The sequence below is a fragment of the Coprococcus sp. HPP0074 genome (assembly GCF_964238105.1).
GTDB lineage: Bacteria > Bacillota > Clostridia > Lachnospirales > Lachnospiraceae > Faecalimonas > Faecalimonas umbilicata.
Genome location: NZ_CAXSKS010000004.1, coordinates 184,967 through 197,871, shown reverse-complemented (window position 1 = coordinate 197,871; position 12,905 = coordinate 184,967). Strand labels below are relative to the sequence as shown.

Below are 12,905 nucleotides of genomic sequence, written 5' to 3'. Positions count from 1 at the left end.
TAAAAGAGAGAGGAGAGAGAAAGTGTCGGATTTTAAGTTTGATAAAGAAGCGTTTAAAAAAGAAGTCAAGAACAATGTGAAGACTTTGTATAGAAGAACGATAGATGAGGCAACACCGCAGCAGACATTTCAGGCGGTGTCTTATGCTGTAAAAGAATATATTATTGACAACTGGCTTGCGACTCAGGAAGTATACGAAAAAGAATCACCAAAGACAGTGTATTATCTGTCGATGGAATTTTTGATGGGAAGGGCACTCGGAAATAACCTGATCAATTTAACTGCTTATCAGGATGTGAAAGAGGCTCTGGAAGAAATGGGAATCGATTTGAATGCAGTGGAAGATCAGGAGCCGGATGCGGCCCTTGGAAATGGTGGATTGGGACGTCTTGCAGCCTGCTTTCTGGACTCTCTTACTTCTCTTGGCTATCCTGCATATGGATGTGGGATCCGTTATCATTACGGAATGTTCAAACAAAAAATTAAAAATGGGTATCAGGTAGAGACACCGGATAATTGGTTGCAAAACGGGAACCCATTTGAAATTCGCAGGGACGAATATGCAAAGGAAGTCCGCTTCGGCGGTACGATCCGTATGCAGCACAATTACGAGACTGGAAGAGATGAATTTATCCAGGAGAATTTTGAGTCCGTGCTTGCAATTCCATACGACATGCCAATCGTCGGTTATGGAAATAATGTAGTAAATACACTGCGGATCTGGGATGCGAAAGCAATCACCTCTTTCCGTTTAGACTCTTTTGATCGTGGGGAATACCACAAAGCTGTGGAGCAGGAAAATCTTGCAAAAACAATTGTAGAGGTGCTTTATCCAAACGATAATCATTATGCGGGAAAAGAATTACGTTTGAAACAGCAGTATTTCTTCATCTCTGCAAGTCTTCAGGAAGCCATTGATAAATACAAACGCTCCAATGATGATATTCGCCGTCTGCATGAGAAAGTGATCTTCCAGATGAACGACACTCACCCGACTGTAGCGGTTGCAGAGTTGATGCGTCTTCTGATGGATGAGGAAGGATTAAGCTGGGATGATGCATGGAATGTTACAACAAAATGTTGTGCATACACAAACCATACGATCATGTCTGAGGCGCTTGAGAAATGGCCGATCGATCTGTTCTCCAGATTGCTTCCGCGAGTATATCAGATTGTAGAAGAGATCAACCGCCGTTTCGTAGAAAAAGTGCGCCAGATGTATCCGGGAAATGAAGAGAAAGTCAGAAAAATGGCAATTCTCTATGATGGACAGGTAAAAATGGCACACCTTGCAATTGTTGCAGGATTTTCTGTCAATGGTGTTGCAAAGCTTCATACAGAGATCTTAAAACACGAAGAGCTGAAAGATTTCTATGAGATGATGCCTGAGAAATTTAATAATAAAACAAACGGAATCACACAGAGACGATTCTTACTGCATGGAAACCCACTGCTTGCAGACTGGGTGACAGAACATATCGGAGATAAGTGGATCACAGATCTCTCCGAGATGGCAAAATTAAAACCGCTGGCAGATGATCCGAAAGCAAGAAAAGAATTTATGGAGATCAAATATCAAAATAAAATCCGTCTTGCAAAATATATCAAAGAGCATAACGGGATTGAAGTGGACCCAGAATCAATCTTTGATGTACAGGTTAAGAGACTTCATGAGTATAAACGTCAGCTGTTAAATATTCTTCATGTAATGTATCTGTACAATCAGATGAAAGAGCATCCGGAGATTACCTTCTATCCAAGAACTTTTATTTTTGGGGCAAAGGCGGCAGCCGGATATAAGCGTGCAAAACAGACGATCAAACTGATCAACTCTGTGGCGGATGTGATCAATAATGACAGAAGTATCAATGGAAAGATTAAAGTTGTCTTTATCGAAGATTACCGTGTCTCAAATGCGGAACTGATCTTTGCAGCTGCGGATGTCAGCGAGCAGATTTCTACCGCTTCGAAAGAAGCATCGGGAACCGGAAATATGAAATTTATGTTAAATGGTGCCCCGACACTTGGAACCATGGACGGTGCCAATGTAGAGATCGTGGATGAAGTTGGAATGGAAAATGCATTTATCTTTGGTCTCAGTTCAGACGAAGTCATTAATTACGAGAACAATGGCGGTTATCAGCCAATGGATATTTACAACAGTGACTGGGAGTTAAAAAGAGTTGTTGACCAGCTTGTGGACGGAACTTATGCAAATGGAGATCATGAACTGTACCGTGATCTGTACAACTCATTGTTAAATACAAAGAGCAGTGACAGAGCAGATACCTATTTTATCCTCAAAGACTTCCGTTCTTATGCAGAAGCCCAGAAGCGTGTGGAAGCGGCATACCGCGATCAGGACAGGTGGGCAAAGATGGCATTGTTAAACACAGCGTCCTGCGGAAAGTTTACGTCTGACAGAACGATCGAAGAGTACGTTGCAGATATATGGAAATTGAAAAAAGTGACAGTGAAGCCGGATCCAAGGCTGTAAAAATGGATTGGAAATCAGAATAGAGTAATTTTTTGGTGCTGCCGCTTTGGCGATTAATAAATCGTGAAGCGGCAGCTTCCTTTTTTCCATATTTCATAAAAGATGACGGTATAGTTTCCATAATCTCTCCATACATTGTAGAGGAGGGACGAAGAGATGCGAAGAAAAGCCAGAGAATTATTTTCACTGTTGGTCATTATATTTTTGTTGCCATATGTGGTGACACTTTTTATGAATGGCGCCCACATCAAAACAAGCAGCCGCGTAAAGGAAGACTATGTAAAGGTGCAGGTAGGGACGAGAGTCGAGGAAATTGTGTGGGAGAAATATCTCGCAGGAGTTCTTGCAAAAGAGATGGCAGCCGATTCGGAACTGGAAGCGCTGAAGGCGCAGGCGGTGATTCTTCGATCTGGTTTTTATGAGAAATTAGACCATGACAGAAAGACCATTTTCACCGATGATTTTTATAGTATGGAAGAGCTGGAGCAGGAGTGGGGGGAAGAGACAGAAACCTGCAAGGAGAATTTGAAAAGGGCAGTGCAGGAAACGGATCAAATGATTTTGCAGTATCAGGATCAATATGTAATGCTGCCATATCACAAACTGAGTGCAGGAAAGACGAGAAGCGGGCAGGAAGCATTTGGAAGCGAGTCGTATCCATATCTTCCGGCAAGAGATTGTCCAAAGGATCTGGAGGCGAAAGAACAGCTTCAGGAGTGTGTGCTGCCATATCATAAAGTAAAAGAAAAATGCCGCAAGTTTTTAACCGCAGTAGAAAATCCCGAAGAGACAAAAGAAGACAAAAAAGCAACATTTGATGATTTTGAAATACAGGGAACGGATGCGGCGGGATATGTGACAACTGTGCGGATTGGTCAGGCAACCTGCACCGGAGAAGAATTTCGGGAAGCATTGGAATTACCTTCCAGTCATTTTTCTTTTCAGGAGCAGAAAGGAAAACTGCAAATTACTTCCGGTGGAATCGGGCACGGAGTCGGTATGAGTCAGTATACAGCAAATCAGATGGCAAAAGAAGGAAAAGGATACGAAGAAATCCTTCAATATTTTTATGAAGGTGCGCAGTTAAAAGATGGCGGGGAAATATTTTTAAAATTGGAATAAGCACATCGCTTTCTGGCAAAAATAAAGTCAGAGGTGATGAAGATGAAGAAAAATGAAGAGCCATTCCAAATGAAGGGAAAAGGCATGGCAGCAGCAATCGCAATATGTTTTATCGCAGTTGTCGCACTGGTAGGGGCTTATACATTCAGCAGCTACAAACGTGAGATGAAAGAGCAGCTTGCCAAGGCCGAAGAAGAACAGAAAGAAAAAGAGCGAGAGGCAGAAGAAAAAGAGCAGTCGGAAGCCGCCAACACAGATAGAATCGTACTTCCAGAGCAGGAAGAAGCAGCGCAAAATTCCGACGGAGAAGAACAACAGGAAGAAGGAGAAGCTACGGAACATGCGAAGGAAACTCCGGCACAGACGGATGCAGGGGCAGAGCAGACGGCAGCTGCGGGAACAGCAGCTTATTTCAGTGAGGAAGACACCCTTCTGTGGCCGGTAGACGGAAATGTGATTATGAATTACAGCATGGATCAGAGCATTTATTTTGCCACACTTGATCAGTATAAGTATAATCCAGCCGTAGTGATCAGTGGTCAAGTCGGTGCAGAAGTAAAAGCGGCAGCCGCAGGAACAGTCTCAGCGGTCGATACAAATGCACAGACCGGAACAACCGTAAGTATTGATATGGGGAATGGTTATGCAGCCATTTACGGACAACTCAAAGAAGTACCGGTACAGCCAGGAGAGTATGTGACAGAAAACAGTGTGATCGGCTATGTGAGCGAACCGACAAAGTATTACAGCGTAGAAGGTCCAAACTTATATTTCCAACTGTTAAAAGATGGACAGCCAGTCAACCCAATGGACCATATCGCATACGAATAGAAAACAGAAAAAGAAAAGATCCTGAAGAGAAAGTTTTGCAAAACTGCTTTGGGATCTTTTATGTGATAATATTGATAAAGGAAATGAAATTACGAAGGGGAGAAAAAAGCTATGAATTATACATACATTGTAAAATGCAGTGACGGAACCTTTTATACCGGCTGGACAAACGATCTTACCCGACGCATGGAGGCACATAATCAGGGCAGGGGTGCGAAGTATACAAAGGCGAGACGACCGGTCACACTTATCTATTATGAGGCATTTGAAACAAAAGAAGAGGCGATGAAAAGGGAATATGCGATAAAGCGGCTGAGCCGGAAGGAAAAAGAAGAACTGATCCGATGAGAGGGTTGGTTCTTTCTTATTTTCCAATGGAAAAAGACAAAAGATGCTGAAAGATGTCGGAGCTTTTCACAGAATGAACACATAACTGTCACAGAATCAACGAGTTTCTTTTATAGAATAAAAAAATCAGAGCGTGTTTTTGGCAGCAGTGTAAAAAGTATTCCGTAATGGATGCGGAAATCATTCAGGAAAGTCGAAAGCATGATCCAGAGAAACACATTTTGTCGGGAGGGTAAAAAGTTGATAGAAGTTAAAAATCTGGTAAAACGCTATGGCAGTCATCTGGCGGTAGACCATCTCAACTTTACAGTGGAGAGTGGTCAGATCTATGGATTTCTCGGACCAAATGGTGCAGGAAAATCTACAACCATGAATATTATGACGGGATATCTAGGCGCCACGGAAGGAGAAGTGCTCATCAACGGGCATAATATTCTTGAGGAGCCGGAAGCAGCAAAGAAAAGCATCGGGTATCTCCCTGAGATTCCGCCGCTGTATCTGGATATGACTGTAAAAGAATATCTTGATTTTGCTGCAGAATTGAAAAAGGTAAAGAAAAAAGATAGAAAATCAGAAGTGGATCACGTCTTGAAGCTTGTTAAGCTGGAGGAGGTAGAAGGACGTCTGATTAAAAATCTGTCAAAAGGATACAAGCAGAGAGTCGGGCTTGCACAGGCAGTTCTTGGCTTCCCGGAAGTGATCATCTTAGACGAACCTACGGTCGGACTGGATCCAAAACAGATCATCGAGATACGGGAGCTGATCAAGGAACTTTCCAAAAATCATACAATCATTTTGAGTTCCCACATTCTGGCGGAAGTACAGGCGGTCTGTGATTATGTCATGATCATTGCGCATGGAAAGCTGGTAGCAAGTGATACTCCTGAGAATCTGGAGCGGCTTTTAAATGGTTCTGAAACGATTGAACTGACAGCCAAAGCAGAAGAGACAAGAGTAAGAGAGATTCTTAGCAAAATAGAGGAGATTGAAACGGTAGACTATAAGGAACAACAGGATGGAACGACGGATATTTTTATCAAGACCGTAGATCAGACGGATATTAGGGAGAAACTCTTTCACACATTTGCAGAGGAACATTGTGCACTACTGAAGTTGAATCTGTCAAGAATCACATTGGAAGATGTCTTCTTAAAACTGACGCAGGAGAAAACAGGAGACTCCGAGCAGAAGAAATTGGGCTTTCATACCGGGAAGTTTGACAGCGAGCCCGACACGGAATCTGATATAGAGATTCCGGAAGAGCCGAGCGTTTCTACGAATGAGGAAGGAGGAGAAGAAGATGAAAGCGATTTATAAGAGAGAATTAAAATCCTATTTCGATTCTATGATCGGGTATGTATTTATAGCGTTTCTTGTAGCGATCACCGGAATTTATTTCATGGTGTATAATCTGAATATGGGATATCCATATTTTTCTTATGCGCTAAACTCTATACTTTTTATTATGCTGGTGGCAGTCCCAGTACTTACGATGAAATGCTTTGCGGAGGAGAAAAAAAGCAGAACAGATCAACTTCTTTTGACAGCTCCGGTAAGTCTTAGTCAGATCGTGCTTGGAAAATATTTTGCAATGGTTACAGTTTTTGCGGTTCCATGTGCAATCTATGCGGTATTTCCACTGATCATCGAAAGCCAGGGAGAAGCACATATCGGCATTGATTACATGGCAATTCTGGCATTTTTCCTTCTTGGATGTGTTTATATTGCAATTGGAATGTTTTTATCTGCGCTGACAGAGAGCCAGATCATTGCTGCAATCAGCACATTTGGGGTACTTCTCATTCTGTATTTGTGGGAAGGACTTGTTGACTTCCTGCCGACGTCGGCGATGGGAGGTCTGATCGGGATTCTCGTGATTCTGACAGTTCTGGTCATCGGTATTTATCAGATGACGAAAAACTGGGTGATTGCAGCAGGCGTGGAAGTGTTAGGTGCTGCCGCAGCAATTGGAACATATTTTGCAAAATCCAGTCTGTTTGATAACCTGCTTCCAGATCTGTTTGGAAAATTTATTCTGACAGAGCCATTTACAAACATTGCATTTACCCATATTGTTGACATCAGCGGAATGATACTCTATTTTTCTTTGATTTTCCTATGTGTCTTTCTGACCGTGCAGACAATTCAGAAAAGGCGTTGGAGTTAGGAGGGCAGTATTGTGGAAAAATTGAAAAAACTATTTGGAACGATTCATACGAAACGAGGTGCGTACAGTTTGGGGCTGACAGCGGTTGCAGTTGCCGTGGTAATCGTGATCAATCTCATCGCAGGAAGGCTCCCGGAGTCTGTGAGAAATATTGACATCAGCGATAATCAAATCTATGAAATCACAGATACATCGAAAAAGATGCTGAAAAAACTGGATAAAAAAGTAGAAATAAAAGTATTGGCGGAGAAATCTTCGACAGATGAAAGAATCAAAACATTTTTAAGCAAATATGCCGCATTGTCGGGGAAAATTTCTGTTGAGTGGATCGATCCGGTGCTTCATCCTGCGGCACTGACTGAGTATGATACATCTTCAAATACAATCGTGGTATCCTGTCCAGATACAGAAAAGACAACAACGATTTCATTTACAGACATTATCGTCTATGATCAGTCTTCTTACTATATGACTGGACAGATGCAGGAGTCACAATTTGATGCGGAGGGACAGCTCACAAGCGCAGTTAATTATGTGACAAGTGAAGAGACAAAGAAAATTTACCGGACGAGTGGACATGGAGAAAGTACAGTATCTACCAGCCTGTCAGAGCTGTTTGAGAAGGCAAATTTATCGATGGAAGAGCTAAATCTGCTGATGAATAGTGAGATTCCGGAAGACTGTGATCTTTTGTTTATGTATGCACCGACCACGGATATTACAGAAGATGAAAAAAATACACTTTCTGAGTATTTGAAAAACGGTGGAAAAATGATGTTGATCTCTGGTGCAGAAGATCAGGAGACACCAAATCTTGATACATTTATGGAAGAATACGGACTTCAGATGGCAGATGGGTATATTGCAGATACGGACCGTGCGTACCAGGGAAATCCATATTCATTCTTCCCGGAAATCAATGCTTCTGGAGAACTTGGGGAAGGAATGTCAAGCAATATGGTGCTGCTTTTGAATGCACGTGGAATGGTTGAGACAGATCCGGCAAGAGATACGATCAGTGTTACTCCATTTATGACAACTTCTGAGAATGGATTTGCAGTAACGGAGGATAAACAGGAGCAGGGAGAATATATTCTTGGTGCAGTGGCGACAGAGGATGAGGGAAGACTGACGGTGATCTCAGCGCCGATGATGATCGATAGCCAGCTGACAGATGCTTTTACAACGGTAGAAAACCTCAAATTGTTTATGAATGCAGTGACAAGTAATTTTGATGATGTAGAAAATACAGCGGTTGAGCCAAAGAGTCTTGCAGTGACCTATAATACCGTACAGTATGCCGGAGGATTCAGCCTGCTGATGATCTTTGGAGTGCCGGCGATCATTCTGATCTCTGGACTTGCAAGATGGATGAAACGAAGAAAGGCATAGCAGGAGGGCGTATATGAAGAAACATAGATCACTATTGATTTTGACTGGCGCCCTGGCAGTGCTTGTCATTGTTTATCTGGGACTTGGAAGTTACAATCGAAAACAGGAACAGAAGGAAGCAGAGACCGCTGAGGCGAATACCGTTACCGTGACAGATATTTCGGATCTCCAGGAGATTTCTTATCAGTATGAGGGAAATGATTTTGCATTTGCAAAGAATGAAGATGTGTGGTATTACACAAAAGACAAGGAGTTTCCAGTTGCACAAAGCTATATTGATGCGATGGCAACAGCCTTTGGAAATCTTACAGCAGTGAGGGAACTAAAAGAGACAGATCAGCTTTCCGATTACGGTCTGGAAAACCCGAAATACACAATCCATTTGAAAGATAGTGAAGGGACAGAGACTACACTTTACTTTGGAAATGCAGTGGAGGAAAATTATTATATGACTCTGAATGATAAAGAAAAAGTGTACACCGTCTCTGGGACGAGTTTGGACACAATTTCTTATGAATGGAATGACTTCCTTCAGAAAGAAACACTGCCAAGTATTGGAAGTGCAAACTTGAAGCAAGTGACGATCACAGAAAATGGCAATCAGACCGTATACGATTCCAAAGAGGAGAGCCAGAAAGAAGATTTGGCAGCGATTGCCGGAGGATTCGGAGCAGCATCATTTGGAACTTGTGTGGAATATGCGGTGAAAGATGAAAAATTGGCATCGTATGGATTAGAGGAAAATGAAAAGATCAAAATCGAGGCAGTGTATGAAGACGATGATAAGAAAGAGCAGACACTTACATTGAATATTGGTAAGTTGGATGAGAGCGGGTCATATTATTATGTGCAGCTAGATGGATCTAAGATGGTTTACCAGATGGGAAAAGAAGTCGTAGAGAATATGCTGAACAAAGGAGAATAAAAGATGAAAAGAAGACTGAAAGCTTGGAAGAAAGTTTCCGGTCTTCTTTTTTATGGATTATCTTAATAGGAACACATACATCACGATAAAGTGGCAGACACTTCCGCCCATCACAAATAGATGAAAGATCTCATGACTTCCGAAGTTCCTATGCTTGGTGTTGAAGATTGGAAGTTTCAGTGCGTAAATAATTCCTCCGATGGTATAGACGATTCCGCCGGCTAAAAGCCATCCAAATCCACCTGGGGACATTGTGTCAAGAAGTTTTGTGAATGCCAAAACGCAGGTCCATCCCATTCCGATATACAGAACCGAGGAGAACCATTTCGGACAGTTTACCCAAAACGCTTTCACAAGGATTCCGAGAATTGCAATGCCCCACACGATTGTAAGCATGGTATAGCCGACAGGTCCTTTTAAGGTGATCAGGCAGATGGGTGTGTAGCTTCCTGCAATCAGCACAGAGATCATCATATGGTCAAATTTTTTCAGACGCTTATTCACTTTCTCGGAAATATCAAGGGAGTGATATAAGGTGCTTGCGGTGTATAATAAGATCATACTTCCAATGAAGATTGCGAGGGAAATCACATAGATGGGATCTCCTTTGTGAGCTGCTTTTATCAACAATGGTGTTGCGGAAAAGATAGCCATCAGCATTGCGATAAAATGAGTAATCGCGCTTCCGGGATCTTTTAAATGTCTTTGTTTCATAAGAATGCCTCCTGATCAATGATGAATAAAACGATAAGTAGTTTTAAATACTACATTAAGTATATGTTGATATTACTACTTCTATTACAAAAATGCAAGAGGAAAAGAAAAAGATAGACAAAATTCAGAGCATCTGTTATGATGGAAGACGTGTACTTTATGAGTGGGGTTGCTGCAAAGTTCATTTTGCACCAGCCTCATTTTTATGGACAGAAATAGCATGTAGGAAATATTAGTCATAAATTACTTTTCAATAAAGTATGAATGACAGGATAGATAAATACAGAAAGAACGGAAAGGAAACAAATAATGGAAACATTAAGATTTGAAGAGCTTGGAATCTGCCCGGAGATTCAAAAAGCAGTAAAACATATGGGATTTGAGGAGGCTTCTCCGATTCAGAGTAAAGCCATCCCGGTTATGATGACAGGAAAAGATATCATCGGACAGGCACAGACAGGAACAGGAAAGACAGCCGCATTTGGAATTCCGATGCTGGAAAAAATTGATCCGAAGAACAAGAAATTACAGGGAATCGTTCTCTGCCCGACAAGAGAACTTGCAATTCAGGTGGCGGAGGAAATCCGGAATCTGGCAAAGTATATGCATGGAATCAAAGTACTTCCAATTTATGGAGGGCAGGAAATTGTAAAACAGATTCGTTCCTTGAAGAGTGGAACACAGCTGATCATCGGAACACCGGGACGTGTGATGGACCACATGAGAAGAAAGACAATTAAAATGGAGCAGGTGCATACGGTTATCTTAGATGAGGCGGATGAGATGCTGAATATGGGATTCCGTGAGGATATCGAGACGATTCTGGAAGGAGTTCCAGAGGAGCGGCAGACCGTATTATTTTCCGCAACGATGCCGAAGGCAATTATGGAGATTACGAAGAAATTCCAGAAGAATGCGGAAGTGATCAAAGTGACGAAAAAGGAACTGACTGTGCCGAATATTGAACAGTTCTACTATGAGGTAAAACCGAAGAATAAGGAAGAAGTGCTGACACGTCTGCTTGACATTTATACACCGAAACTTTCTGTGATCTTCTGTAATACGAAGAAGCAGGTAGATCTGCTTGTAACTGCACTTTTAGGGCGCGGATACTTTGCAGCAGGACTTCACGGAGATATGAAGCAGGCACAGAGAGACCGTGTAATGCAGGGATTTAGAAGTGGAAAGACAGATATCCTTGTAGCGACAGATGTGGCTGCAAGAGGAATTGATGTCGATGAAGTGGAGGCAGTATTTAACTATGATCTGCCACAGGATGAAGAGTATTATGTACACCGGATCGGAAGAACCGGACGAGCAGGAAGAGTTGGACGTTCTTTTTCTTTTGTCTCCGGGAAAGAAGTATATAAATTGAAAGAAATCCAGCGTTACTGCAAGACAAAGATTTGCGCGCAGAAAGTACCATCATTGAACGATGTCGCAAATACAAAGATTGACAATGTATTGGAAGAGATTGAGAAGATGATCGAAAAAGAAGATCTGACCATGATGATCAATGCAATCGAGGAGAAAGTCAATGATTCTGACTATACAGCAATGGATATGGCGGCCGCATTTTTAAAATTGTACACCGGAATGAAAGATGAAAATGAATCGGAAGATGAATTTGACTTCGGAGATACCGGAGCGGAAGAGCCGGGAATGGTCCGACTGTTCATTAATATTGGGAAGAAGCAGAAAGCAAGACCGGGAGACATTCTCGGAGCGCTTGCAGGAGAAAGTGGAATGCCTGGAAAACTGATCGGAACGATCGATATGTTTGATAAATATACATTTGTAGAAGTGCCGAGAGAGTATGCAAGAGATGTTCTTCACGCAATGCAGAATGTGAAGATTAAAGGAAAATCCATTGCGATCGAGCCGGCAAATCAAAAGTAAAAAATAAGAACAAAAAGTAATAGGAAAAAATTAAGAAGAATGCGGAAATCTAATGATTCAGAATTAATGAATTCATATCCCGGTAATCTTTCGGGGAGATTCCGTATTCTTTTTTAAATGCCCGGTAAAAACTGGAGTAATCCCGAAATCCGAACAGCTGGTAGATTTCAGTAATGCTCATATTTCCAAGAATTGCCTCCCGGCACTGGTCTAACCGTTTTTTGGTGATGTACTGGTGCACGGAGATTCCGATACTGTCTTTAAAGATATGGGCGATATGATACTTACTCACATAAAATTCTCTCGCAAGGCGATCCAGCGACAGGTCTTCATTGAGATGCTCTTCAATATACTGCGAGATGTTCTGGTACAGGGCAAGTCCTTCGTGTTGTCTTGCAGGATGCAGACGTTCGTAGATCATTCGGTTCAGATGAAGGATCAAATCGTTGACGGAGAGCGGAATCTGGGCTTCTTTTCCGAATTTATCCGACTGCATTTCCTCAATGAGGCGAAGTGCTTTGGACTGCACTGCATTGAAGGATACCCGGTCATTGTGGTACAGATAAGTGTGTGTTGCCTGCACATGGTGCATAAGATATACATAATCCGGCGAAATCTGGGCAAGATAATTACAATATTCCTGACTGATCCAGAAGATAAATCTCCGGTAAGGAACTTTAGAACTGTGGATGATCGAGTGGTGGTAAATGTGCGGGGGAATCAGCATAATGTCACCAAATTGAACTGGATAAATATCAGAACCAATCTGGATACTGACATCACCTTCCAGAAAAAAATAGAATTCATAGTAATTGTGAGCATGATTTTCTACTTTTAAGAGAGTTGTGTCACTGTAATAGTAAATCTCAAAATCTTTTGATACCATATGCTGGCGTGTAAGAAACTGTGTGCGGAGTTCTTTCTTCATAGGGCGTCCTTTCTGCTTTTTGGTGAGATTTTTTGGTTTTATTTTGCTATAATACTATAAAACAACAAGAAATGCAATGTAT

General features: G+C 41.9%; 11 protein-coding genes. 9 read left to right on the top strand and 2 right to left on the bottom strand.

Features of this window, described 5'->3' with window-relative positions; all coding sequences use genetic code 11:
• Positions 1-22: 22 nt before the first annotated feature.
• The 8 genes from ACESPO_RS07110 (at position 23) to ACESPO_RS07075 (ending at position 9,282) form a co-directional block, all read left to right on the top strand.
• Positions 23-2,497 (top strand): glycogen/starch/alpha-glucan phosphorylase, encoded by a 2,475-nt coding sequence (locus ACESPO_RS07110; protein WP_120105773.1) that lies wholly within the window; start codon positions 23-25, stop codon positions 2,495-2,497.
• Between the two features lie 156 nt (positions 2,498-2,653).
• Complete coding sequence (locus ACESPO_RS07105) at positions 2,654-3,619, top strand: SpoIID/LytB domain-containing protein (protein WP_008977211.1); 966 nt, start codon at positions 2,654-2,656, stop codon at positions 3,617-3,619.
• 42 nt (positions 3,620-3,661) lie between these two features.
• Complete coding sequence (locus ACESPO_RS07100; RefSeq protein WP_270602152.1) at positions 3,662-4,450, top strand: M23 family metallopeptidase; 789 nt, start codon at positions 3,662-3,664, stop codon at positions 4,448-4,450.
• A 111-nt stretch (positions 4,451-4,561) separates the two neighbouring features.
• The gene (locus tag ACESPO_RS07095) at positions 4,562-4,798 is read left to right on the top strand and encodes a GIY-YIG nuclease family protein (protein ID WP_499788632.1); all 237 of its coding nucleotides are present in this window, start codon (positions 4,562-4,564) and stop codon (positions 4,796-4,798) included.
• A gap of 201 nt (positions 4,799-4,999) precedes the next feature.
• Complete coding sequence (locus ACESPO_RS07090) at positions 5,000-6,115, top strand: ABC transporter ATP-binding protein (protein ID WP_499788631.1); 1,116 nt, start codon at positions 5,000-5,002, stop codon at positions 6,113-6,115.
• On the top strand, positions 6,099-6,965 hold the full coding sequence (locus tag ACESPO_RS07085) for an ABC transporter permease (protein WP_009263442.1): 867 nt from the start codon (positions 6,099-6,101) through the stop codon (positions 6,963-6,965). Before ACESPO_RS07090 ends, ACESPO_RS07085 begins: the two co-directional genes overlap by 17 nt.
• Before the next feature lie 12 nt (positions 6,966-6,977).
• Positions 6,978-8,357: a Gldg family protein gene (locus tag ACESPO_RS07080; RefSeq protein ID WP_499788630.1), complete on the top strand. Its 1,380-nt coding sequence runs from the start codon at positions 6,978-6,980 to the stop codon at positions 8,355-8,357.
• Between the two features lie 13 nt (positions 8,358-8,370).
• Entirely contained in the window at positions 8,371-9,282 is a 912-nt protein-coding gene (locus tag ACESPO_RS07075) for a DUF4340 domain-containing protein (RefSeq protein WP_009263440.1), read from the top strand.
• Positions 9,283-9,339: 57 nt separating this feature from the next.
• On the opposite strand, the gene trhA is transcribed toward ACESPO_RS07075, so the two are convergent.
• Positions 9,340-9,996 carry a PAQR family membrane homeostasis protein TrhA gene (gene trhA, locus ACESPO_RS07070; RefSeq protein ID WP_009263431.1) on the bottom strand — a complete coding sequence of 219 codons (657 nt, stop codon included), beginning with the start codon at positions 9,994-9,996 and terminating at the stop codon, positions 9,340-9,342.
• A gap of 309 nt (positions 9,997-10,305) precedes the next feature.
• Here trhA and ACESPO_RS07065 point away from each other — a divergent pair, with 309 nt between their 5' ends.
• Positions 10,306-11,895: a DEAD/DEAH box helicase gene (locus tag ACESPO_RS07065; RefSeq protein WP_499788629.1), complete on the top strand. Its 1,590-nt coding sequence runs from the start codon at positions 10,306-10,308 to the stop codon at positions 11,893-11,895.
• Between the two features lie 49 nt (positions 11,896-11,944).
• Here ACESPO_RS07065 and ACESPO_RS07060 read toward each other — a convergent pair whose 3' ends face one another.
• Positions 11,945-12,823: a helix-turn-helix transcriptional regulator gene (locus tag ACESPO_RS07060; RefSeq protein WP_008977200.1), complete on the bottom strand. Its 879-nt coding sequence runs from the start codon at positions 12,821-12,823 to the stop codon at positions 11,945-11,947.
• Positions 12,824-12,905: the final 82 nt, after the last annotated feature.

What these genes read in the sequence shown, in the direction of transcription:
- ACESPO_RS07105 (WP_008977211.1), top strand. Translation starts at nt 2,654, where the DNA reads ATGCGAAGAAAAGCCAGAGAATTATTTTCACTGTTGGTCATTATATTT.
- ACESPO_RS07100 (WP_270602152.1), top strand. Translation starts at nt 3,662, where the DNA reads ATGAAGAAAAATGAAGAGCCATTCCAAATGAAGGGAAAAGGCATGGCA.
- ACESPO_RS07095 (WP_499788632.1), top strand. Translation starts at nt 4,562, where the DNA reads ATGAATTATACATACATTGTAAAATGCAGTGACGGAACCTTTTATACC.
- ACESPO_RS07090 (WP_499788631.1), top strand. Translation starts at nt 5,000, where the DNA reads ATGATCCAGAGAAACACATTTTGTCGGGAGGGTAAAAAGTTGATAGAA.
- ACESPO_RS07085 (WP_009263442.1), top strand. Translation starts at nt 6,099, where the DNA reads ATGAAAGCGATTTATAAGAGAGAATTAAAATCCTATTTCGATTCTATG.
- ACESPO_RS07075 (WP_009263440.1), top strand. Translation starts at nt 8,371, where the DNA reads ATGAAGAAACATAGATCACTATTGATTTTGACTGGCGCCCTGGCAGTG.
- trhA (WP_009263431.1), bottom strand. Translation starts at nt 9,996, where the DNA reads ATGAAACAAAGACATTTAAAAGATCCCGGAAGCGCGATTACTCATTTT.
- ACESPO_RS07065 (WP_499788629.1), top strand. Translation starts at nt 10,306, where the DNA reads ATGGAAACATTAAGATTTGAAGAGCTTGGAATCTGCCCGGAGATTCAA.
- ACESPO_RS07060 (WP_008977200.1), bottom strand. Translation starts at nt 12,823, where the DNA reads ATGAAGAAAGAACTCCGCACACAGTTTCTTACACGCCAGCATATGGTA.